Here is a 22,949-nt window from a genome sequence, read left to right on the forward strand (position 1 = left end):
TCATGATGCATGTCAACGATCCCGCCGTCGTCGAGCGGTTGATGCGAACAAAGGGCACCTGGGCAATTGTTGGCTTGAGCACCAATGAATGGCGCTCCGCCTATGACGTCTCGCTGTACGTGCGGGACAAGATGGGCATGGAGATCATCCCCGTCAACCTCAAAGGCGAGGAAGTGCACGGAGAAAAAGGGTACAAATCCCTGGCGGAGATCCCCGAGGCCAGGTACCCCATTGATGTTGTTGATTGCTTCGTCAACTCCCAACGTGTTGGGGCGGTCATTGATCAGGCGATAGCTATTGGTGCCAAGGCCGTTTGGCTTCAGCTGGGAGTCTTTGACGACGACGCCGTACAGCGGGCACATGATGCGGGACTGGATGTAGTGGTTAACTCCTGCCCGGCACGTGAAGGCTGGCATTACGGCCTGTGATGGCCGTGCCGATTCCTCTGCTAGATTGCAGCTGAATCACTTTTTGAGTCTTTGGGGGACAACCATGTTCGGCAGTCATTCTGCGGTGCCTTTTTCCACTCCCAGCAGGCGGGCCGTCTTCAGTGTTTTGGGCGCTTCCATGGTGGCCGGCCTGACGGCCTGCAATGCCGCTGAGAGTTCGACGCCGGTGCAGACGCCCAGTGGCGCTGCCGCCTCACCCGAGGTGCCGGGACCGAACGGCGCCATGGCCGTTGCAGGCGAGGTTCCGACGTCGTCCGCTTCTCCGACAGCCACACCGACAGCGACCGCCACCAAGCGCATCCGGCGGACGTTCATCCCGGACTATCAACTCCCACCTATTGTCGGCGGCCTTGCGCCCGTGATTACCAAGATCGACACCAAGCACCCGGTGGTATTCCTGACCATCGATGACGGCAACATCAAAACGCCGGAGTCGATCAGGCTCATGACAGAGTACGACTATCCTGCCTCGCTCTTCCTCACCAAGGACACCGTGGCGGACAACCCGGCGTTCTTCAACGCGTTCAAAGCCCAGGGCAGCCTGATCGAGAACCACACGGTCACCCACAACATCAACATGGTGCGGCAGTGGGGCTATCAGCAGCAGTTCAATGACATGGTGGGAATGCAGGAGTACGCATTTCAGCACTACGGACGACGTCCCACGCTTTTCCGACCCCCGGGAGGCGCATACTCCAACGTGATGCGCCAAGCCGTTGCCGATGCAGGGATGAAGGCGATTGTTACGTGGGAGGCCAAGGCAAACGCCGGGAAGATGGACTACCAGGTGGGCAACTCGCTTCGTCCCGGCGATATTGTGCTCATGCACTTCCGGGCGGAGTTTGCCGCCGACCTCGCCGCATTCCGCGCCGCCCAGTTGGCAGCAGGGCTGGAAGTGGTGCTGCTGGAGGACTTCCTGGGCGTGGCGTAAGGCGCTGCCCGGTGAGGGGCGTGGTCGCCGGCCCGGACCGCCAGTAGGCTCTCTCCATGGATGTTCCCGCCCTCCGCGAAATTTGCCTCAGCTTCCCCGGCGCGTTCGAAGACTTCCCATTCGGCCCCGAAACCTCAGTGTTCAAGGTGCGTGCAGCCGTCACTGGAGGGGCCAGGCACCAAGCTAAGATGTTCGCGTTGTCATCCATGGATCCGGACAACTGGTCCGTGAGCCTCAAATGCGAGCCCGCCCTGGCTGAACAGCTCCGGGCAGCAAACCCCGAAATCACCGGCGCATGGCACATGAACAAGACCCATTGGAACGGGGTCCGACTGGACGGGAACCTTTCTGATGAGGTGATCCGGGACATGGTGGAGGACTCCTACGACCTCGTGGTGGCCACGCTGAGCCGCAAACAACAGGAACAGCTCGGCTGGGCCAGGCTCGCAAAACCGCAGGGCACCTGACACGCCCGCAAACCCCTCCCCACGGCACTGACATGGGACTAGATTGATAGTGCATAGCTGGATGATTGCTTTGCGCGCAAGCTTTGGCTCGTTTCCGCCTGGTAAAGAGGTGCTCACCCCAGGCCTGGCGGAGTCCCGTTTTGCCCAACAATGCCCGGTACCACTGGGAACTGGGAGGCAAAGGGTGACGGCCCGCCAGGCGATCGCCGAGTGCGGAAAGGCCCTCGCCGGTGGCCCGTAGAAAGATCACGCTTTGACAAATGTTGATCGAAAGTACCAAGAAAGATTGATTTTCGATCATTCCTGGTGAATTATGTCACAGAAGGTTGGTGCTGCCAGAGCGCCAGCCCAGACTGTCTGGCTGAACGGCTTTCCCGCCGCAACAGTCCGGACACTACGAGTCACTGGAGGGTTTAGAAATGAACGTTCAGCACCAGTCCGTCGGTCGCCGTGGATTCCTGCGCGGAGCACTCGCAGCAGCCGTGCTCGTGCCCATGGGGGGAACCATCGCTTCCTGTGCCGCAGGCGGCGGCACCACCACAACCGGTCCCACGGGCACCGTTTCCGACACCAACCCGTTCGGCATGGCTGACAAGGCCGCCCTGGACGCCGTGATCTTCAAGGGTGGCTACGGCATCGACTACGTCGAGTTCGCCGGAAAGATCTTCGAGAAGACACACGAGGGCTCCACTGCAAAGATCTCACCGTCCACGGACATTGCGCAGGAACTTCAGCCGCGCTTCGTCGGTGGCAACCCGCCGGACCTGATCGATAACTCCGGCGCGAAGGCCATCGGCTTCAGCACCATCCTTGCCCAGCTTGAAGACCTCACCAGCGTCGTGGAGGCCAAGAATCTTGAAGGCAAGGTCATCAAGGACACCCTGTACACCGGCGTACTGGCTCCAGGTACTTTCGACGGCAAGCTTGCCGCCTTGAACTACGTGTTGACCGTCTTCGCTGTGTGGTACTCCGACTCCCTGCTCAAGGAAAACGGCTGGACTGTTCCCAAGACCTGGGATGAAATGTACGCACTGGGCGAGCAAGCCAAAGCCAAGGGCAAGTACCTCTTCGTCTGGGGCAAGGAAGCGGCCACGTACTACCAGGAACTGGCCATTGCATCCGCCATCAAGGAAGGCGGTGACGACGTCCGCCTCGGCCTTGAAAACCTCAAAGCCGATTGCTGGTCGCACCCGGCCATCCAGTCCGTCTTCGCGGCCATGGACAAGATCGTCAAGGCCGGCTTCTTCAAGCCGGGCGGCTCAGGCACCCAGTTCACGGCAGCACAGGCACAGTGGAGCAACGCCCAGGAAGCCGTGTTCTACCCCTCGGGCTCCTGGATCGAAAACGAAATGAAGGACCAGACCAAGGCCGGCTTCAACATGATGGGTACCCCGGCCCCGTCTGTCACCGCCAGCCCCAAGATGCCCCAGACGGCACTTCACAGTGCTGCAGGTGAGCCGTTCATTGTCCCGTCGCAGGGCAAGAACGCTGCCGGTGGCAAGGAACTGCTCCGGATCATGCTCTCCAAGGAAGCTGCCACCAACTTCGCCAAGACCAAACTGGCGCCGACCATCGTCAAGGACACCGTCCCGGCCGATGGTTTCGGTTCCACGGCTCTGGTTTCGCAGACCAAGATGCTCAGCGATGCCGGCGACAACGTCTACTCCTGGAACTTCATTGACCTGTACGGCACCAACAAGGACCAACTGGTTGTCTGGAACACCTTCCTGGACGGTAAGTCGGACGTTGCAACCCTCACCTCCGCACTGCAGAACATCACCGATAAGGTTCGTAACGACAGCTCGGTCAAGAAGATCGAAGTGAAGTGACTTCAGTGAAAACTCAGCAGAGCCGGAACGACGACGGCCTGGCCGCCGTCGTTCCGGCGAAGGCCCCACTGCAAGTGGTGAGGCGACGGCGTAAGCCATTGACGTGGGACAAGGTCAGTTTCTTTGCGGTGTTCCTCGGACTGCCGTTGGCGATCTACCTGTTGTTCGTGATTTGGCCGTTTATTCAGGCATTCGGGTATTCGCTGACGGACTGGTCCGGTTTCTCGCCCAACCAGAACTTCATCGGCCTCGAAAACTACGTGAAGATCTTTACTGACGACATCTTCATGAAGGCGATGTCCAACAACATCGTCCTGGTCATCTTCCTTCCCATCATCACCATCATCTTGAGCCTGGTGCTTGCCTCGCTGGTGACTGTAGGCGGAAGCAGTAAAGGCCAGATCAAGGGTTTGCGCAATTCCAGCTTCTACCGCGTAGTGTCGTTCTTCCCCTACACCATTCCCGCTGTAGCAATCGGCATCATGTGGGGGCAGATCTACGATCCTTCGGGCGGTCTGCTCAACGGCATCCTGACGGGCCTCGGCCTGGACCAGTTCAAGGACTTCGCTTGGCTGGGTGATAAGAACACGGCCATGATCGCCACCATGTTCGTCATTGTGTGGGGCTTCGTTGGCTTCTACATGGTCCTGTTTGTAGCTGGCATCAAGGGCATTCCTGCCGAGCTTTTCGAGGCTGCCAGGATTGATGGCGCCGGACGTTTCCGGACCGCCGTATCCATCACCATCCCCTTGATCCGCGACAACATCCAGACCGCCTACATCTACATGGGCATTCTGGCGTTGGATGCTTTCGTCTACATGGCTGCCCTCAACTCCGGCGGTGGTCCCGACAACTCCACGCTGGTCATGGCGCAACAATTGTTCTTCACCGCGTTCAGCAAGGGGCAGTTCGGCCTCGCCAGTGCCATGGGCGTTGTGCTGGCCATTGCCACGCTGATCTTCTCCGGCTTGGTGTTCATGGTTAACCGGCTCACCGGCGGCGATAAGGATGTGAGCCAGTAATGACAACCAAAGTCTCATCTCCGGAAATGAAGTCGTTGCACTTCCAACCGCGGACTCCGGGAACCACGCCGGGTGACAAAGTGGTGGGAGCGGTGTCGCACACCGCGCTGACCATTTGGACACTGATCGTCATCCTTCCACTCCTGTGGACGTTCATGTCCTCCTTCAAGACCTCCAGCGAGATCTTTGCTTCGCCGTTCGCCTTGCCGGGTGAATGGAAACTGGACAACTACGTCAAGGCTTGGAGCGATGCCGGGATCGGCAGCGCCTTCCTGAACTCCATCATCGTTGTGGCCGCAGCCCTGGTGATCGTGATGGTCCTCGGTGCGATGTGTGCCTATGTGCTGGCCCGCTACACCTTCCCGGGCAGCAGGGCCATCTACTACCTGATGCTCGCCGGCCTGACGTTCCCGATCTTCCTTGCCATGGTTCCGTTGTTCTTCGTCTTGAAGAACATGGGGCTCCTGAACACATTGCCGGGACTCATCCTGGTGTACGTGGGCTTCGCGCTTCCGTTCACGGTGTTCTTCCTCTTCTCCTTCTTCAAGTCACTGCCTCACGAAATCACTGAAGCAGCGGCCCTGGACGGCGCAGGGGAGTGGCGGACGTTCTTCCAGGTCATGTTGCCGATGGCCAAGCCGGGCCTCGCCTCGGTTGCCATCTTCAACTTCCTGGGCCTGTGGAACCAGTTCCTGATTCCGGTATCCATCAACGCCGCCGGTCCGCGCGTCCTGTCGCAGGAACTCGCGGCCTTCGCCGGCCAGATGGGCTATGCGGTGGACTACGGCGCGCTGTTCGCAGCCGTCAGTGTCACGGTCATTCCGGTGCTTATTGTCTATGTGATCTTCCAGCGCCAGCTGCAGGGCTCCGTGTCACAGGGCACCTCAAAGTAGTAGCTCCACGCAGCAGACAGCGTTCGACGGCGGTCCTCACCTCAAGGTGCGGGCCGCCGTCGGGCGTTAAATCTGAAAGGATGGAACGGATCTGTAGTGCAACGAAAGGCAGCAGCCCGTGATCTTTATTGTGGTCAAGTTCAACGTCAAGCCCGAGTGGTCCGAACGGTGGCTGGATTTGGTGGCCGACTTCACCAAGGCGACCCGCGAAGAGCCGGGCAACCTGTGGTTCGACTGGTCCCGCAGTGTGGATAACCCCAACGAGTTTGTCCTGGTGGAAGCCTTCCAGGACGACGCTGCCGAGGCGCACGTCAACAGCGATCACTTCAAGAAAGCCATGGCGGACATGCCGCAGGCTCTCGTGGAGACCCCGCACATTATCAGCCGCCAGTTCGAAGGCAGCGGCTGGGACCGCATGGGTGAGCTCACCATCGCGTAGGGGCTGGGCCGCTGGGCTCGCTAATCCTCGCTGTGCAGCTCCCGCTGCCGTGCGCTGAGCAGCTCGAACTCAGGCCGGGCGGCCACGAAGCGTTCAACGGCGTCGAGCACTTGTTGGAGATGCGCGTGATCCGGGGCCACCACAGCGGCTCCAACCAGCGCCCGACGATGCTGGTCCTGAAGCCCGGTTTCGGCAGCAGAGACCTCGAAGCGCCGCTTCAGCTCGGCTACCAGGGGCCGCAGCAGCGAGCGCTTCTCCTTGAGGCTATGGACATCGCCCAAAAGGACGTCGAACTCAATCCAACCGATCCACATGAATTCATTATCGCCGCAGGTCAGGGCGGTGGACCACTGTGGAGTTAGTGGAATCTTGAGCCAACTCAGGCCGCGGCGCCCACTGAAGGAGCAGCCCTCCAATCGTCGTCCTGGCCTACCCGCTGGTGGTGGGTGGGGCGGTGTCCCTGCTGTTCGGCAACGCCATGATGATCATCGTCTCCGGCCTGGCTACCTTGCGTCGCCACGGATGGCGGATTGCGATCTTCGCGTTGCTCGGCATATCACGACGACGGTCACTGGGTTGGGTGAGGGACCACACCGTATCTTGAGCAAATCTTGAGCAAACACAGCATGCAGGTTGAGGAAGCCCGGCGACACTGAAACTCAAAGGCACAGGATGACCAGCTGAGGGGGTTGGCATGGAGCTCGATGCATTCTCGGTAAGAGTAGCTCTGGGCGTGGTCACCGTGACGCTCCTGATGCTGTTCTGTACTTCCTTCCACCGAACCCGCTCGCCGTACGCAGGCTGGTGGAGCCTGGCCTTGCTCGAGTTCATGGCGGGCAACGCCGCCTTCCTCCTCAATGGAACCTCCCATCAGGTGTGGGCAAACCCCGTGGGCAACGTCCTCGTGGTGGCAGGCGCCTTCAGCGTGTGGGCCGGAGCGAAGACCCTCCGGGACCGGAAGGCCAAGCTGTGGCAGCTGGCTGTTGGTCCTGCCGTCACCGCTATCGCATCCTTTCTGGAAAGCCCCGGGAACAACGTCTGGTCCGGTGGTTTTGTCTATCTGGCCATGATGACCGTGGGCATAGCCTTGGCCGCCTATGACCTGTGGTTCATCAAGTCTTCCCACTCCCAAGTCCACAGAGCCCTCTCCATAGCCGCAGGCCTGCTGGCCGCCTACTACCTGGGACGCTGGGTGGTTTATGCGTTGGAAGGACCGGCCAGTTACACGTTCCGCACGTACTTTGGGCCTGGACCTTCAGCCCTCATCTCCATGGTCCTCCTGGTCACCGTTTCCTTCAGCATGACGGCCCTGACCAGCGACCAACTCATCAAAGGCCTTCGCGAACGTGCTACCCGCGACCACCTGACAGGGCTCCTCAACCGCGGAGCCTTCCTTGACCTTGCCACCACCGAACTTGACCGCTTGCATTCAACGGGTTCCGGGGCAGCTGTTATCCTGGCCGATCTGGATCACTTCAAGGCCGTTAACGATGAACACGGCCACGGAGCCGGGGATGTGGCCTTGCGCGCCTTCGCCGAAGCATGCTCAGCCTCGGTGCGGTCCACGGACCTCATCGGACGCTATGGCGGGGAAGAATTCGTTCTCTTCCTGCCGGGGGCAACACAGGACCGAGCAGAGAACATCGCCACCGAAATCAGCCGCCGAATGGCAGAATTTCCAGCCCCTGGCGGCGTGGTGTTTCCCACCATCAGCTACGGAGTGACGTCAAGCATTCCCGCGTCCGCTGACCTCAATTTCATGATCGAGGTAGCTGACGCAGCCCTTTACAGCGCAAAAGCGCAAGGGAGAAACAGGATTGTAGGAGCCGACCGCCCGGAGGCGGCCACTATAGCGGATGAGGCACGATCATGACCCTAAACGAACTCACCACCCGGATTCAGATTCAGCACACCCAGGAGCTGTCCGTCTTCCGCCAGAGCATCACCAGTGCCCCCTATAAAGCCGGGACAGCTACCACGCTGAACGCTGACCGCCGCTCCGTCAGGATGGGCCCCGTGCAGTCGGTGGAGGACAGCAACGCGAACCTCACCATAGTGGCCGACGTCGAAGGCCTGGCCTGGTTCACCGCGGACAAAGGACTCCTGGGCAGCTGCATCACAGTATCGATTGCGGGCCACCGCAGGAACACCGGCACCCGGGTGCACCTCCCGCTCGCCGAATGCGATGCCTGGATCGAGGCCATCGTCGGAGGGGCCTGGATCCCCCACGTCTACCGTGCCGGCAACAAAGTTGAGCCGGATGGAAGGTTGGATGTTGCCTCTTACCGGCTCTTCCTGGACGAACGCCGCAACCCCGTCACCAAGCCCCAGGCTGTTGCCGACTCAACGTTGCGACGCCTGGAAGAGTCGTGAGTGCCACGAAGCCCCACAAGCTTCTCTCCGTCGATTCGCGGATCCAGAAACTGGAGTTACACGTCCAGGCCCTGATGACGGAACTCCATCTTGCCCGGTACGAACAGCGCCGGGACGCTCTTACCGATCCACTCACCGGGCTCGGCAACCGCCAGGCCTTGGAGAATGCTTTCTCCGAAGCCCAGGCAGCTGCTGCCAAGGGTGCCGTACCCCCTGCCCTGCTCCTCATGAATCTGGACGGTTTCAGGGCACTGAAGAACTCCGCAGGCCATGCCGCGGCGGACCAGATTCTGATCACCGTCGCCATGCGCATCCGGTCAGCCGTGCGGGAGGACGACGTCGTCACCCGCCTGGGTGGGGACGAATTCGCTGTGCTGTTGCCCGCCACCGCGCACAGCCGGGCCACCGCCGTCGGGAACCGCATCCTGGCCGCGCTGGAACCGAACATAGACCTCGGGAACAACAGCATCCGCTGCGGCGCCAGCGTCGGCCTGCGCACCGCGGAGCCGCATCACAGCATCGAGGACCTTCTCCAAGAGGCCGATCTGGCCATGGAAGAGTCCAAGAATGAGGGCCGGAACAAACTCAAAGTGTTCGATCCCGCAACCCTGCATGCACGGCTGCTGCAGCGGCAGATCGTGGGCGAACTCCGCGAAGCCATCCGTTCGGACCAGCTGGTCCTTTACTACCAGCCGATCGTGGAGCTCGCCACCGGCAGGATCGAGGGCTGCGAGGCTTTGGTCCGGTGGAAACACCCCGTCCATGGCCTGATCATGCCGGACCAGTTCATCCCCGTTGCCGAGGCCACCGGCCTGATCGCGGAGTTGGGCAGATGGGTCCTGCGGACGGCCGTGGGCCAGTTGCGGCGGTGGCGGGATGCCCCGGCCACCGCACACCAGGACTTCTCCATGAGGATCAATGTCTCTGCTGCCGATCTCCAAAGCCTGGAATTCGTGGACGACGTCAGTCAGGCATTGGCGGGGCAAGGCGTGGCCCCGGAATCACTGGTGCTGGAGCTCACCGAGAGTGCCATCATCCACAACAACGAGCTTGACCGTTACACCCTGGCGAGCCTGCACAGGCTCGGTGTGGGGCTTGAGATCGACGACTTCGGGGCCGGCTACTCGTCCATGGGATACCTGAGGAAACTGCCCGTAGACCGGGTGAAGGTGGACCGACAGTTCGTGAAGGACCTGGGCAAAGATCCTTCACAGCTGGACTTCCTGGCCGCAATACAGCAGGTCATCCGCTCCTGCGGCTTGGAGGGTGTGTGGGAGGGGATTGAGACCTCCGAACAAGCAGAAGCGCTCCGGAGCATAGGCTGCGCGAGCGGGCAGGGCTACTACTTTGGCAGGCCGTTGCCGGAGGCCGAGTTCACCGAACAGCTGATGTTGCTGCGGACCTGGCCTGCCTAAACCCCCTCGGAAACGCGCAAGGCCCCGGCACTCTCCGAGCGCCGGGGCCTTGCGACGTTAGCTGTCCTTAGCCGAAGTACTTCGGCAGGGTGCCTTCGTGTGCTTCGCGGAGAGCGTCCAAGGAGAGCTCGTCCACGCCGTTGATCTCCAGCTTTCCACCGGCAGCGTCAACAACGCCGATCCGGAGGTGGGCGAAGCCACGGGCCGTGCACATGTCCTTGAAGCGGACTTCCTCGGAGCGCGGTACGGACACGATGGCCCGGGCCTGCGTTTCGGAGAAGAGTGCTGTGAACAGGTCCACGCCGTCGCGCTCCATGAGCTCTTCAAGGGCGATGCGTGCGCCGACGCCGTAGCGCAGCGAGGACTCCACCAAGGCAGCCGCGAGGCCACCTTCGGAGAGGTCGTGTGCTGCGTCAACCATGCCGTCACGGGAAGCGTTGATCAGGATTTCGCCCAATGCACGCTCGGCTGCGAGGTCAACCTTCGGCGGCAGGCCACCAAGGTGTCCGCGGAGGTTGGACCACTCGGAACCGTCCAACTCTGCTGCGGTGGTGCCCAGCAGGTAGATGGCCTGGCCGTCCTCGCGCCAGCCCGACGGCGTGCGGCGGGCGACGTCGTCCAGCTTGCCCAGGACTGCCACCACAGGGGAGGGGTGGATGGGCGTGGTGCCGGTCTGGTTGTAAAGCGAGACGTTGCCGCCGGTTACCGGGATACCCAGCTCCATGCAGGCGTCGGAGAGGCCACGGATGGCTTCGGCCAGCTGCCACATGACATCCGGATCCTCGGGGGAACCGAAGTTCAGGCAGTCGCTGACGGCCATCGGAACGGCGCCGGAGGTGGCCACGTTGCGGTAGGCCTCAGCCAGTGCGAGCTGTGCACCCTGGTAGGGCTCGAGGTAGGTGTAGCGGCCGTTGGCGTCGGTGGCCAAGGCAACGCCCAGGCCGGTTTCCTCGTCAACGCGGACCACGCCGGCATCATCCGGGAACGCCATGGCAGTGTTGCCGCCAACGTAGCGGTCATACTGCTTGGTGATCCAGGCCTTGCTGCACATGTTCGGTGACGCAACGAGTTCGGTGACGGCTGCAGCCAGCTCGGTGGGAGCCGACGGACGGCCTGCGTCCTCCACGGAACCGGTGAAGGCGTTGGCCTGCACAGAGTCCTGCCACTCCGGGCGGGCGAACGGACGGTCGTAGACCGGGCCGTCGTGCGCAACGGTGCGGGGATCGACGTCGACGATTACTTCGCCTTCCCAGGTGATGATGAGGCGGCCGGTATCGGTGACCTCACCCAACCAGGAGTACTCCACGGCCCACTTGTCCATCACAGCTTCGAACGCTGCGATGTTCTCCGGGGTGACCACGGCCATCATGCGTTCCTGCGACTCGGACATAAGGATCTCGCCCGGGGTCAGTGTGGGGTCGCGGAGCAGGACCGAAGTCAGCTCCACTTCCATGCCGCCATCACCGTTGGACGCGAGCTCGGACGTGGCGCAGGATATTCCTGCAGCGCCGAGGTCCTGGATGCCTTCAACCAGCGAGCCCTTGAAGAGCTCCAGGCAGCACTCAATGAGGACCTTCTCAGCGAAGGGGTCGCCCACCTGGACGGCCGGACGCTTGGAGGGCTTGGTGTCATCGAAGGACTCCGAGGCCAGCACCGAAGCGCCGCCGATTCCGTCGCCGCCGGTGCGCGCGCCGAACAGGACAACCTTGTTGCCCTTGCCGGATGCGTTGGCCAGGCGGATGTCCTCGTGGCGCATGACGCCTACGGCGAGTGCGTTCACCAGCGGGTTGCCCTGGTATACGGAGTCGAACACCATTTCGCCGCCGATGTTCGGCAGGCCCAGGCAGTTGCCGTAGCCGCCGATGCCGGCAACAGCACCGTGCATGACGCGGGCGGTGTCCGGGTGGTCGATCGCGCCGAAACGCAGCGGGTCCATCACGGCAACCGGGCGTGCGCCCATGGAGATGATGTCGCGGACGATGCCGCCGATGCCGGTAGCGGCACCCTGGTAAGGCTCAACGAACGACGGAGAGTTGTGGGACTCGATCTTGAACGTCACGGCCCAGCCGTCGCCCAAATTGGTGACGCCGGCGTTCTCGCCGATGCCAACCAGCATGTCCTTCTTCATTTCCTCGGTGACCTTCTCGCCGAACTGGCGGAGGTGGTTCTTGGAGGACTTGTAGGAGCAGTGCTCGCTCCACATGACGGAGTACATGGCCAGCTCGGCACCGGTGGGGCGGCGGCCGAGAACCTTGACGATCTCGTCGAATTCGTTCTGCTTCAAGCCCAACTCGGCCCACGGGAGTTCCGTGTCCGGGGTCTTGGCAGCGTGCTCAACGGTGTCGATGTTGAACTTCTTGGTGGTTTCCGTGGTCACTTGTCGCCTCCCACAATCTTGGTCAGTACGGAGGTGAAGAAGCCCAGGCCGTCGGTGTCGCGGGGAGCCCCATCTAGGGACTCCGGGCCGAAGCCGGTCTCCACAGCGTGCTCGGGGTGCGGCATGAGGCCCACCACGTTGCCCGCGGCGTTGGAGATGCCCGCGATGTCGCGGCGGGAGCCGTTCGGGTTGAAGCCCACGTAGCGGAACACCACGCGGCCCTCAGCCTCGAGGGCATCCAGGGTCTTTTCGTCGGCGATGTACTGGCCGTCCTGGTTCTTCAACGGCACAATGATTTCCTGGCCGTCGGTGTAGTCCACGGTCCACGCAGTGTTGGCGTTTTCCACGCGCAACGTCTGGTCGCGGCAAATGAACTTCAGGTGGTCGTTCTTGATCATGGAGCCGGGCAGCAGGTGCGACTCGGTCAGGATCTGGAAACCATTGCAAATACCCAAAACCGGGAGCTTTGCGTCGGAGTTCGCGGCGTCAATGATCTTGGACATCAACGGAGCGAAGCGCGAGATGGCACCGGCGCGGAGGTAGTCGCCGTAGGAGAAACCGCCGGGGATGATGACAGCGTCAACATCGCCCAGTTCGGTGTCTGCATGCCAGAGCGAAACGGCGGTGCCGCCTGCGAGGCGCACTGCACGTGCGGCGTCGCGGTCGTCCAAGGTGCCGGGGAAGGTGACGACGCCGATCTTGGCGCCGGCCAAGCGGGGTTCTGCGGCGACGGCCACAGCCTCGCCAATCAGGGGGATCGACGTCATATCAGGCCTCGACGACCTCGACGTTGACAACATCCTCGATCACCGGGTTGGACAGGAGGGTCTCGGCAGCTTCGCGGGCCTGGGCCAGGATAGCGTCGGTCACCTCGCCGTCGACGGTCAGTTCGAAACGCTTGCCCTGGCGGACTGCGCTGAAGCTGTTGAAGCCGAGGCGGGGCAGTGCACCCACGATGGCTTTCCCCTGGGGGTCCAGAATCTCGGGCTTGGGCATGACGTCAACGACGATCCGGGGCATCCGGTAACTCCTGTGCGTGAGTTGGGTGAACCTTAAATAAGGCTGCCGCGGAGGTGCCGTCTCACGCCGTTCAGCCGCATTCAAACAGCGTCTTGAACACAGGGTTAAACACGGTGGTGAACTGCAATGTTTGAACGGCATGGGGGGCGCTCCGCGAGCTTGCACACCTATTCTACCGGGAGCGGCGCACATACCCTATTCAGCCGGATTGCGCGAGGACACCCCGCCGCGGCGGAGGAAATTGGACCAGATGAGGGCCCGACGGCGGCACTTTCGCCAGGTGCCGGGCGTCACTAGGATTGCGGCATGGCTGAGAAACCGAAATCGATGGTGCTGGGCGTTGTGGCCGCAGCCGTTTTTGCTGGTTTGGGCCGGATGGTCATCCAGAAGATCAGGGCGGATCGGGTGGCGAGAGACAATCGCGTGACGGCGCCTCTGGACGCCGAAACACGTGCCAAAATCAGTGATGCCCTGCGAACTCCCCGATAATCCTCCGGGCATTAGCGCACATACAAATGCGCTATTCGAAGAGGTTAAAGGGCGTGATTCGGGCGTAGCTTGGGTAATACACGCGGGGTTTAGCCTCAGTATTATTCAGGATCCAACCAGGAGGAACAATGACCGAACACATTGCCGAAGTATCCGCCTGTAGCGTTGGCAGCTGCGGATTCAACCATGACGGCTGCACAGCCTTTGGCATCACCATTGGTGGCAGCCAGGACCACGCTTCCTGCGCCACGTTCATTGACACCAATGCCATGGGTGGCCTTCCCAAGGTCCTCGCCCACGTTGGTGCCTGCCAGCGCTCCGAGTGCGTCCACAACAACAACCTCATGTGCGAGGCACATGACGTCAAGGTGGGTCCCGGCCGCGAAGCTGCCGACTGCCTGACGTACGAGCACTCCTGATCTCTACCACCTACCAAAAGGGTCCCCGCCTCGGTTAAGGCGGGGACCCTTTTTGTGGTTCGTTATTTCTTCTTGGCCGACGTGGACTTGGCTTCCTTGGGGCTGTCCGCGTCCTTCATTTCCTGTTCTGCCGTGGCTTGGATCAGGGCCATCAATTCCGGATCAAGGCCGGGCGCAAATTCTTCCTTGCGTTCCGGTGAGACGGTCATGGGGAACCCGTCGGGCATGACGTCGGTGCTCAACTCGGTTCCGTCGTTTGACGGAGAAGCTCCCCGGTAGAGTTTGCCTGCTTCGCTGAGATTGTCAGCGCTGAAGGTGTACTGGATGCTCTGCAGTCCCTTGTCCAGGAGCTTCTTCACCTCCGGGAACTGCTCGGCGTTGGTCTTGGGTATGGGCAGCAGCTTGCCCCAGTTAACGCCCAGACTCTCCAATGCCTTGGCATAAGCATTCTCGTGCGCCTGGTCCCGGACAATCAGGTACGCGATGGTGGAACGCGCGGTCTTGTTGTCTGTCATTTCGTAGATTCGGCACTTTTGCAGCCTGCCCGTTGACTCCAACATCAGGTTGTAGAGCAGGTCCAGCACCAGGTTGCCGCTGTTGTAGACGTACGAGCCGCTCCACGGGTTACCGGCGGCATCCACGGGCAAGGCACCTTGAGCACCCACCAAGTAGTGGTGGATGTTGCTGGTGTCCAGTGCGATCTTCAAGGGAGTAGATCCCCCTGCGCCCGGCTGGTCCACGGGATCGGACTTCTCGCCCTGATAGCGGGGTGAGCCGTCAAGGAGCTGGGAAATGGTGGTTCCGATGAGCTCCACATGGCTGATCTCTTCAGTGCCGATGCCCTGCAGTAGATCCTTGTACGGTTTCGATGCCGCGTCACCCCGGAAATTCATGCTCTGGAACAGGTATTGCATCATGGTGCGCATCTCGCCGAACTGGCCGCCCAGGCCTTCCTGGAGGGCATTGGCGGCTGCAGGATCCGGCTCGTCGGCGGCGATTTCATTGATGAGAAGCTGGGTGTGCAGGTACATACGTTTCCTCACGTTGTCTCATGCTCCGTGTGGGATGGAAACCCTCTGCTGGCCACCCCGGACTCACATACCATAAGCATGCTTACTATTCGGAGGCAACGAAATCCTGTGAGGAATTGGATCCCGTGAGGAAAAGGGGTGGGATCTAGCCGGCCACTTGGTTGGTGAGCGGCTTGCCTTCCTTTAGTGCGGTGACGTTCTCTGTGACCAGGCGAGCCGAGCCTTTGGGTCGGTTGCCTGCAACGTGCGGCGTGATGATCAGGTTCGGGGCGTTCCACAGTGGGGAGTTGGAGGGGAGGGGCTCAATCTTGGTCACGTCCAGTGCCGCTACGCGCAGGCGGCCCTCGGTAAGAGCTGCGAGAAGAGCTTCTTCGTCAACGGTGGCACCGCGCCCAACGTTCACAAAGACTGCCGTGGACGGCAGGGCGGCGAGGATCTCTTTGTTCAGGGAGTCGGCGGTTTCCGGGGTGGCGGGCAGTATGGAGATCAGGACATCGGTTGTAGCGAGGACATCCTGCAGTTCTTCGGTTGAGACCACGGGGAAGCCATAGCGTTCGCCCGCGGAGTTGGCGACGCCGATGACCGTCGCGCCCAGTGCGGCCAGCAGGGGAGCGAGCCGCCCTGCGATGGAGCCGAAGCCCCAGATGGTGACCTTGGCGCCGTCGAGCGTGTACAGCTGTTGGGTAGCGGGGTTGGACTGTTCCGCGTTGTAGGGAGCGTTCCAGGTGGCTGACTTCTGGGAATCGAGCAGCACGTCCAAGCGGCGGACAGCGGACAGGATCAATGCCAGCGCATGTTCGGCCACGGGGCCGTCGTGGAGGGATCGGCCGGACGTCACCGCAACGCCGTCCGCAAAGCCGGCGGAGAGAACGGAGTCGGGGCCGGCCGCGAGTGTCTGCACCAACCTGAGATGGGGCATCGAGCGGGCGGCGTCGGACAGATTGTCCGAAGTGTTCCGCCAGACAACCAGGACCTCGGCGTCCCGGTGTTCTGCGGGGATCGGCTGGTCCACCTGATAGACGAAGACCTGGTCCTCGAGGGCGGAGAGGTCCAGCTCGATGGTGTCCGGGACGAGGATTTTCACGGCAACTCCAGTGGCTCAAGCGATGTTCGGTTTCGCTTTCGAGGCTACCGCTTCGCCGCCAAACGAAGCCTTCTGCGCTTCATCTCTGGCAATGTGACGCTGAACACCTTAGGGTATGAGGACGTCTCTAGGTTGTAGGACGTTCGACGTAGCACGTAGCACCCACTCGAAAGGACCCTCGATTTGAGATCTTCATCCTTTGCGCGAACAGCAGCCGCCGGCGCCCTCAGCGCCGCCCTCCTGGCCGGGCTCGCTCTTCCGGCCACAGCCGCCCCGATTCCGCCCAACAACCCCGCAGCAGCCCCGGGCACGTTCACCGAGGCCAACATCGGCGCGGATCGTACCGCAGCCAACTTCTTCTACCGGATTCCCGCCCTGACCTACCTGGGCAACAACGTGGTCCTTGCTGCTTGGGACGGACGTCCGGGTTCAGCGGCGGACGCTCCCAATCCCAACTCGATCGTCCAGCGTCGCAGCACCGATGGCGGCCGGACGTGGGGTCCGGTCACGGTCATTGCCGCGGGGCACCCCGGCGATGCCAGTGGGCCGAAATATGGTTACAGCGATCCGTCCTACATCTATGACGCTGAAGCGGGCAAGGTATTCGCGTTCTTTGTCTACTCCAAAGACCAAGGCTTCGGCGGCAGCCAATTCGGCAACAATGACGCCGATAGGACCGTGATCTCCTCCGCCGTCATCGAGTCCTCGGACGCCGGCGTCACATGGAGCCAGCCACGGCTTATCACCAACGTCACCAAGCCGGGCACCAGCAAGACGAACCCTGTAGCCGGCGACATCAGGTCCAACTTCGCCTCCTCCGGGGAAGGTATCCAACTCAAATATGGCCAGTACAAAGGGCGCCTGATTCAGCAATACGCCGGCGATGTCCGCCAAGCAGATGGCACCAACAAGATCCAGGCCTACTCCGTCTACTCCGATGACCACGGCGCCACCTGGCACAAGGGCGCCAACGTCGGGGACCGCATGGACGAGAACAAGACCGTGGAACTCTCCGACGGCCGCGTTCTCCTGAACTCCCGGGACAACGCCAACCAGGGCTACCGCAAAGTGGCCATCTCCACGGACGGCGGCGCTACGTACGGTCCGGTCACCCAGGACACCGAGCTCCCGGATCCCGCCAACAACGGTGCCATCGCACGTATGTTCCCCAACGCGGCGCAGGGCTCAGCTGATGCAAAGAAGCTCATCTTTACCAACGCCAACTCCAAAACCGGCCGCGAAAACGTCTCGGCCCGCGTCTCCTGCGACGACGGCGCCACCTGGCCCGGCGTCCGCACCATCCGTTCCGGCTTCTCCGCGTACTCCACGGTGACCCGTCTGGAAGAGGGCAAATTTGGCGTTCTGTACGAGGGCAACTACACGGACAACATGCCGTTCGCGAAGTTCGACGACGCCTGGCTGAACTACGTTTGCGCGCCGCTGTCCGTCCCGGCTGTCACCACTGCGCCGGGCGCTACGCAGCAGGTGCCTGTCACCGTCACCAACCAAGAGGCCGGCACGTTGTCCGGCGCAACGGCCACCGTCTACACACCCGGCGGCTGGTCTGCCACCACGGTGCCGGTTCCCGACGTCGCCCCCGGCGCTTCGGTGACCGTCAATGTTGCCCTGACGGCACCGGCCAACGCCAGCGGTCCGCAGAACCTCAATGCAGCATTCACGACGGCGGATGGCCGGGTATCGCAGTTCACCTTCACCGCCACCGTGCCGGTTGCCCCGCAGGTGGGCCTGAGCATCACGGGAACGGCACCGGCCCGTGACGTCGTGGCCAGTCCCTACCAAGCAGGCGACGTCCTCAGCTACTCGCTCAACGTCAAGAGCACCGCCAACGTCACGGCCAACGCGGTCCCGGTTTCCGGGAGCTTTGACTCCGGGTTCCTTCCGCCGTCGGCCCCCAACTGCCGGTACAACAACCTGGCTGCAGGTGCGAATTACACCTGCACCACGGCCAAGCACGTGATCACGGCGGCCGATATTGAGCGCGGTTACTTCGTGCCCGAGGCGGGCTTCAGCATCACAGCCAGCACGACGCCGTCGCTCACCAAAACGGTGCCGTTTACCGGCGCTGCGGTCGCCTTGCGCGACGGACTGCTGACAGCCGATATCAGCGGGGCGCGTGCCGACGTCGGACGTGACCTTGCAGCCCAGCCCTACGCGGCAGGTGACCAGGTCCCGTACACCTTCACGGTGAAGAACACGAGCCCGCTGGTGGAGAAGGTGGTCCCCACCGCCGGCAACTTCAGCCCGTTCCTGCCGGAAGGGCCGGGCAACTGCCGCTACAGCGTGCTGCCGGCCGGCCAGAGCTACCAGTGCGCCACCCCGCGCCACACCGTCACTGCCGAAGAAGCTGAGCAGGGGTTCTTCATTCCAAAGACCACCTGGGAAGTCAGCTCGGCGGGGCAGACCACCAAGATCATCACCGTGAATGGTGACCCGGTAGAGCTGAGGACCAAACCGGACACGGAACCGGCCATCGCGCGCCAGGAACTCGGCACGCCGGCGTTCGACCTGGGTACGGCAGAGAAATACCGGACGGGCCAGGAAGTGGTCTTGAACGGCCTTGACCATGGTCAGTGGTACTACCTGTACCTGAACAAAACGGGCTACCGCCTTGGCTGGAACTTTCCGGGGGCGGATAACACGGTGAAGTTCACGCTTCCCGCCGACGTGAAGAACGGCCGGGATGACGTGGTGGTCCTGGATCAGAACGGCGTCCAGGTCTCCTTTGACCGGATGCAGGTGACACCGAAGGGCTAGCTCATTGGCTCGGAAGTAAGCGGCGGACCGCAGTACTCTGCAGCGGTCCGCCGTTTGTCATTCCCTGACGAATCACCCTCGCTGTGACAAGACAAAAATCTTGAAATGTGCTGTATGTCATATTCGGCTCTCACTAGGTACTCTGTGACTCGGCTGGTTGCGCTGCTTTGACAAGAACTGTCAAAGGTTCAACCAACTTAAAGTTGACAGGCCTGGGCGATGGAGCCCGGTCCTCCCTCAGTGAAAGGTGCAACCACTCGTGAAATCACAAGGAAAGAGCTTCGTCAGAAGCGGGGGACTCCGGAAGGCTGCGGCGCTCGCCGTCGGCCTGCCGTTGTTGCTCTCGTCCATGGCGATGCCCGCCCAGGCCGCTCCCGCGCCGGAGGCGCCCGGGAATGGTGCAGGCGTGGCCAAGAAGAACCTTGACCCCAGCGCCTATAAGGACGGCCGCTACATGGTGGTCCTGGCCGAGAAACCTGCAGCTACTTACGACGGCGGCACGGCAGGCCTCGCGCCCACCAAGCCGGAGGAAGGCAAGAAGCTCGACGCAGACAGCGCCGAGGTAAAGGAATACCAGCAGCACCTCCAGCAAAAGCAGCAGGAAGTCGCCCAGCAGGAAAACGTCACCATCAAGCGTGACTTCACTACCGCCGTCAACGGCTTCAGTGCCAACCTCACGGCGGACCAGGCCATCAACCTTGCCAAGGACCCCAAGGTCCTCATGGTTGCACCGGACACGCAGTACGCTCCGGACTACTCCACCACCGACTTCCTCAAGCTCAGCGGCCCCAACGGGACCTGGGCTACCCAATACGGCGGCCAGGACAACGCCGGCAAGGGCACCGTGGTTGGCGTGATCGATACCGGGTACACCCCCTCCAACCCGTTCTTCGCCGGGGAGCCCGTTGGTCCGCTGGTGGGGAACCCCCAGGTAGGGGTTCCGTACCGCACCGCTGACGGCAAGATCGCCATGCTTAAGGCCGACGGCGATACTTTCGTGGGCGAATGCCAGCCCGGTACCGATACCGGCGCGGATTACGATGGCAGCGCCTGCAACTCCAAGGTCCTCAGCACCCACTACTTCGCGGACGCCTTCCTGGAAACAGTCCCACCGGAAAACCGCGCTTCCGAGGAAGTCATCTCTCCTGTGGACGTGGACAGCCACGGCACCCACACGGCAAGCACGGCAGCGGGCAACGCCAACGTTGACGCCGTAGTGGATGGCCGCAGCTTCGGAACCACCAGCGGGATCGCACCCGCCGCCAAACTCGCCGTCTACAAGGTCTGCTGGGAAGACACCGATCCCGCCACCGGTGGTTGCTACGGCTCCGCTTCAGTTGACGCGATCGAGCAGGCCATCCTGGACGGCGTGGACGTGCTGAACTACTCCATTTCGGGTTCAACCACCACCACCACGGATCCGGTTTCCTTGGCGTTCCTCTCAGCAGCTTCCGCAGGGATCTTCGTGGCAACCTCGGCCGGTAACTCCGGTCCGACCGCCAGCACCGTGAACCACGGAGCGCCGTGGCTGACCACGGTAGCCGCCACCTCCTTCTCGCAGGAGCTCCAGGGCACTGTTGAGTTCTCCGATGGCAGCAAGTTCCGCGGAGCGTCCATCATGAACCGCGAGGTGACCGGGGCCGGCGTCGTGCTGTCCACCAGCGCTGCAAGCGGCCAAGGAAATGCGGCCCTGTGTGCTCCGGGCTCACTGGACCCGGCCAAGGTAGCCGGCAAGGTTGTTGTCTGCGACCGTGGTGTTGTTGACCGAACGGCCAAGAGCGCCGAGGTCCTGCGCGGCGGTGGCGTGGGCATGATCCTGGTGAACCTCACGGAATCCTCGCTGGACACTGACAAGCACGTCATCCCCACCGTCCACGTGAACCCGCCTGCAACGCAGACCATCAAGGACAAGGTCACGGCCAACCCGGGCGTCACCGTGTCCCTGCTGAACCGCGACACCACGGGACTGCCTGCTGAAGCGCAGCCGCAGATCGCCGGATTCTCCTCCCGTGGACCGCTGCTTGCTACGGATTCTGACCTGTTGAAGCCTGACGTGTCCGCTCCCGGCGTCGCCATCCTCGCGGGCGTCTCGCCGATCGGAACCGGTGGAGACAACTTCGGCTTCCTGTCCGGAACGTCCATGGCTTCACCCCACGTAGCCGGTTTCGGCGCACTGATTCTGGGTAAGAACCCGCAGTGGTCCCCGGCCACGGTGAAGTCCGCCATGATGACCACCGCAGGCCCGGTCAAGCTGGCCAACGGCGCCGTCAACAAGGACGTCTTCGCCACCGGCGCGGGGCAGGTTGATCCGGCCAAGGTCCTTTCACCGGGCCTCGTGTACGACGCCACCACCGAGGACTATCTCAAGTTCATCCAAGGCACGGGCATGGACCTGGGCATGGAGGGGCTCGGCACCACAGCTGCCCGCGACATGAACGTACCTTCCTTCGCCCTGGGCAACCTGGCCGGGAAGATCGAAGTCACGCGTACCCTCACGGCGCTGACGGCGGGAACCTACCGGGCAACAGCCAACGTCCCGGGTGTCAACGTCAAGGTCACACCGTCCGTACTGACGTTCGGTGCTCCCGGTGAGAAGAAGACGTTCAAGGTTCAGTTCGAAAACAAGAACGCCGAGCTGGGCAAGTTCGCCATGGGTTCGCTGAACTGGCAGGGTGCCAACAAGACCGTCACCTCGCCGATCGCCGTCCGGCCGCAATCCGTCATTGCGGACAAGGCGCTCGCCTTCACCGGAACGGGCCCCAATGGCTCGGCAACCATCAACATCACCTCCGGCACCAACCTGCCGGTGGGTGTGACCATTGATGGCTTGTCCAAGGCGGATTCCTCGGCAGTCGAGCTGGTTCCTGGTCCGTTTGCCGGCGAAACCAACGCGTCCAACTACGTGAAGAAGGTGACCGTTGGCGCCAACAGCGCGCTGGCCAAGTTCTCGGTTATCTCCTCCAACGAGGCCGCGGACTTCGACATGCTGGTGGTGACGCCTTCCGGTCAGCAACTGCCTGCCGCCACGGCCTCTGCCAGCGAAACCCTGTCCGTCCCCAACCCGGCAGCCGGCGACTACTACGTCTACGCCAACCTGTACGCGAGCCCCAACAACCAGCCCACCAAGGCCACTGTTGACGCTGCAGTCCTGGGAGCCAACCAGGGCAACGCCACCGTGACGCCGAATCCGATCCGCCTCGCCAACGGCAAGACCGGTCAGATCTCGCTGAACTGGAAGAACCTGGAGCCCGGCTCCTACATTGGCCGCCTGACCTTCGCAGGGACCAGCGAGCCAAGCTTCGTCACCGTCCTGGTTAACCCGGGCGGCACCGTCGTGGTCCCGGATGAAGAAGACCCCAAGAAGGACAAAAAGGACAAGAAGCCCCGCGGCAAGATCCGCGCTGACGAGCCGACGCAGAGCAACAACGCCGGCTAGTTCCCGCTTGATCCAATAACGGCAGTGGCCGGTGGGGTTTCCCACCGGCCACTGCCGTTATTACTGGGCTTAGCTTGCCCCCGTAGAACCACCGGTGTTCCCCAACAGCGACGCCATCGTCTTCCAACGTGCGATCTCGCAGCCATCGGTCCTGCTGAACTGGCTGTGGACCTTCCGGCCACGGAACCAGCCCGTCACAACCGCTACCTGCGGCCCACCGTACTGCTGCGTGCAGATTCGGTCCGGGCGGGGCTCGGGGAAGAAGATTTCCTCGCCGAACTGCTCCACGGCGGCCAGCGCTGCCGTGGCGTCGGGCAGGTTTGAATCAACGGAATCGGCGTTCGCGGACAGCACACCGTTCATCGAACGCAGGCGGAACTCCCGCGGCTCAGCATCAGGTGCCTCTGTCAGCGTGACAGTCAGGTCGACGTCGTATTCTTTGTCGTTTGGGTCGCTGGTGGCGGAGTCGTTCTCTTTAGCGGAAACCATGGTTACCTTTC

General features: G+C 62.2%; 23 protein-coding genes. 15 read left to right on the forward strand and 8 right to left on the reverse strand.

All coding sequences use genetic code 11. The features are described 5' to 3' along the window. Nucleotides 1-2 precede the first annotated feature (2 nt). Entirely contained in the window at nucleotides 3-428 is a 426-nt protein-coding gene (locus LDN70_RS03030) for a CoA-binding protein (protein WP_142936795.1), read from the forward strand. A 75-nt stretch (nucleotides 429-503) separates the two neighbouring features. Here the strand turns inward: LDN70_RS03030 and LDN70_RS03035 are convergent, their stop codons facing one another. Then, on the reverse strand, nucleotides 504-764 hold the full coding sequence (locus LDN70_RS03035; protein ID WP_223941693.1) for a hypothetical protein: 261 nt from the start codon (nucleotides 762-764) through the stop codon (nucleotides 504-506). Between the two features lie 43 nt (nucleotides 765-807). Between LDN70_RS03035 and LDN70_RS03040 the strand changes: the two genes are divergently transcribed. The 6 genes from LDN70_RS03040 (at nucleotide 808) to LDN70_RS03065 (ending at nucleotide 6,030) form a co-directional block, all read left to right on the forward strand. After that, a complete protein-coding gene (locus LDN70_RS03040; RefSeq protein ID WP_223941694.1) occupies nucleotides 808-1,380 on the forward strand; it encodes a polysaccharide deacetylase family protein in 573 nt (190 codons plus the stop codon). 56 nt (nucleotides 1,381-1,436) lie between these two features. Then, on the forward strand, nucleotides 1,437-1,847 hold the full coding sequence (locus LDN70_RS03045) for an MmcQ/YjbR family DNA-binding protein (protein WP_142936793.1): 411 nt from the start codon (nucleotides 1,437-1,439) through the stop codon (nucleotides 1,845-1,847). A gap of 419 nt (nucleotides 1,848-2,266) precedes the next feature. Next, a complete protein-coding gene (gene ngcE / locus LDN70_RS03050; RefSeq protein ID WP_166841275.1) occupies nucleotides 2,267-3,676 on the forward strand; it encodes an N-acetylglucosamine/diacetylchitobiose ABC transporter substrate-binding protein in 1,410 nt (469 codons plus the stop codon). Nucleotides 3,677-3,681: 5 nt separating this feature from the next. Continuing rightward, the gene (locus LDN70_RS03055) at nucleotides 3,682-4,698 is read left to right on the forward strand and encodes a carbohydrate ABC transporter permease (RefSeq protein WP_166841276.1); all 1,017 of its coding nucleotides are present in this window, start codon (nucleotides 3,682-3,684) and stop codon (nucleotides 4,696-4,698) included. After that, nucleotides 4,698-5,591, forward strand: coding sequence for a carbohydrate ABC transporter permease (locus LDN70_RS03060; protein ID WP_142936790.1), 894 nt, complete (start codon nucleotides 4,698-4,700; stop codon nucleotides 5,589-5,591). Before LDN70_RS03055 ends, LDN70_RS03060 begins: the two co-directional genes overlap by 1 nt. Before the next feature lie 118 nt (nucleotides 5,592-5,709). Continuing rightward, nucleotides 5,710-6,030 (forward strand): putative quinol monooxygenase, encoded by a 321-nt coding sequence (locus tag LDN70_RS03065; protein ID WP_166841277.1) that lies wholly within the window; start codon nucleotides 5,710-5,712, stop codon nucleotides 6,028-6,030. A 20-nt stretch (nucleotides 6,031-6,050) separates the two neighbouring features. On the opposite strand, the gene LDN70_RS03070 is transcribed toward LDN70_RS03065, so the two are convergent. Next, a complete protein-coding gene (locus tag LDN70_RS03070) occupies nucleotides 6,051-6,344 on the reverse strand; it encodes a DUF503 domain-containing protein (RefSeq protein ID WP_142936781.1) in 294 nt (97 codons plus the stop codon). Between the two features lie 140 nt (nucleotides 6,345-6,484). On the opposite strand from LDN70_RS03070, the gene LDN70_RS03075 reads away from it, so the two are divergent. The 4 genes from LDN70_RS03075 (at nucleotide 6,485) to LDN70_RS03090 (ending at nucleotide 9,818) form a co-directional block, all read left to right on the forward strand. Beyond that, entirely contained in the window at nucleotides 6,485-6,634 is a 150-nt protein-coding gene (locus LDN70_RS03075) for a hypothetical protein (protein ID WP_223941695.1), read from the forward strand. Nucleotides 6,635-6,724: 90 nt separating this feature from the next. Then, nucleotides 6,725-7,903, forward strand: coding sequence for a GGDEF domain-containing protein (locus LDN70_RS03080; protein ID WP_223941696.1), 1,179 nt, complete (start codon nucleotides 6,725-6,727; stop codon nucleotides 7,901-7,903). Beyond that, entirely contained in the window at nucleotides 7,900-8,403 is a 504-nt protein-coding gene (locus LDN70_RS03085) for a hypothetical protein (protein WP_223941697.1), read from the forward strand. Before LDN70_RS03080 ends, LDN70_RS03085 begins: the two co-directional genes overlap by 4 nt. After that, a complete protein-coding gene (locus tag LDN70_RS03090) occupies nucleotides 8,400-9,818 on the forward strand; it encodes a putative bifunctional diguanylate cyclase/phosphodiesterase (protein ID WP_223941698.1) in 1,419 nt (472 codons plus the stop codon). Before LDN70_RS03085 ends, LDN70_RS03090 begins: the two co-directional genes overlap by 4 nt. A 67-nt stretch (nucleotides 9,819-9,885) precedes the next feature. Here LDN70_RS03090 and purL read toward each other — a convergent pair whose 3' ends face one another. The 3 genes from purL to purS are packed head-to-tail and all read right to left on the reverse strand — an operon-like array spanning nucleotide 9,886 to nucleotide 13,215. Then, the gene (gene purL, locus LDN70_RS03095; protein ID WP_166841281.1) at nucleotides 9,886-12,195 is read right to left on the reverse strand and encodes a phosphoribosylformylglycinamidine synthase subunit PurL; all 2,310 of its coding nucleotides are present in this window, start codon (nucleotides 12,193-12,195) and stop codon (nucleotides 9,886-9,888) included. Next, nucleotides 12,192-12,962 carry a phosphoribosylformylglycinamidine synthase subunit PurQ gene (gene purQ, locus LDN70_RS03100; RefSeq protein ID WP_141283287.1) on the reverse strand — a complete coding sequence of 257 codons (771 nt, stop codon included), beginning with the start codon at nucleotides 12,960-12,962 and terminating at the stop codon, nucleotides 12,192-12,194. Before purQ ends, purL begins: the two co-directional genes overlap by 4 nt. A 1-nt stretch (nucleotide 12,963) precedes the next feature. Further along, nucleotides 12,964-13,215, reverse strand: coding sequence for a phosphoribosylformylglycinamidine synthase subunit PurS (gene purS / locus LDN70_RS03105; protein WP_011773385.1), 252 nt, complete (start codon nucleotides 13,213-13,215; stop codon nucleotides 12,964-12,966). A 306-nt stretch (nucleotides 13,216-13,521) separates the two neighbouring features. Between purS and LDN70_RS03110 the strand changes: the two genes are divergently transcribed. Next, the gene (locus LDN70_RS03110; protein WP_142936775.1) at nucleotides 13,522-13,704 is read left to right on the forward strand and encodes a hypothetical protein; all 183 of its coding nucleotides are present in this window, start codon (nucleotides 13,522-13,524) and stop codon (nucleotides 13,702-13,704) included. A 128-nt stretch (nucleotides 13,705-13,832) separates the two neighbouring features. Beyond that, a complete protein-coding gene (locus tag LDN70_RS03115) occupies nucleotides 13,833-14,123 on the forward strand; it encodes a DUF1540 domain-containing protein (protein ID WP_142936774.1) in 291 nt (96 codons plus the stop codon). A gap of 62 nt (nucleotides 14,124-14,185) precedes the next feature. Here LDN70_RS03115 and LDN70_RS03120 read toward each other — a convergent pair whose 3' ends face one another. After that, a complete protein-coding gene (locus LDN70_RS03120) occupies nucleotides 14,186-15,154 on the reverse strand; it encodes a manganese catalase family protein (RefSeq protein WP_223941699.1) in 969 nt (322 codons plus the stop codon). A 145-nt stretch (nucleotides 15,155-15,299) separates the two neighbouring features. Then, nucleotides 15,300-16,238, reverse strand: coding sequence for an NAD(P)-dependent oxidoreductase (locus LDN70_RS03125; protein WP_223941700.1), 939 nt, complete (start codon nucleotides 16,236-16,238; stop codon nucleotides 15,300-15,302). Nucleotides 16,239-16,421: 183 nt separating this feature from the next. Here LDN70_RS03125 and LDN70_RS03130 point away from each other — a divergent pair, with 183 nt between their 5' ends. Next, complete coding sequence (locus tag LDN70_RS03130; RefSeq protein WP_223941701.1) at nucleotides 16,422-19,013, forward strand: exo-alpha-sialidase; 2,592 nt, start codon at nucleotides 16,422-16,424, stop codon at nucleotides 19,011-19,013. Nucleotides 19,014-19,272: 259 nt separating this feature from the next. Further along, nucleotides 19,273-22,449, forward strand: a complete 3,177-nt coding sequence (locus LDN70_RS03135) for a S8 family serine peptidase (protein ID WP_502773759.1) — start codon at nucleotides 19,273-19,275, stop codon at nucleotides 22,447-22,449. Nucleotides 22,450-22,518: 69 nt separating this feature from the next. Here the strand turns inward: LDN70_RS03135 and LDN70_RS03140 are convergent, their stop codons facing one another. Further along, nucleotides 22,519-22,938: a serine protease inhibitor gene (locus LDN70_RS03140; protein ID WP_223941702.1), complete on the reverse strand. Its 420-nt coding sequence runs from the start codon at nucleotides 22,936-22,938 to the stop codon at nucleotides 22,519-22,521. Between the last annotated feature and the right edge of the window lie 11 nt (nucleotides 22,939-22,949).

Source organism: Arthrobacter sp. StoSoilB22, assembly GCF_019977315.1.
GTDB lineage: Bacteria > Actinomycetota > Actinomycetes > Actinomycetales > Micrococcaceae > Arthrobacter.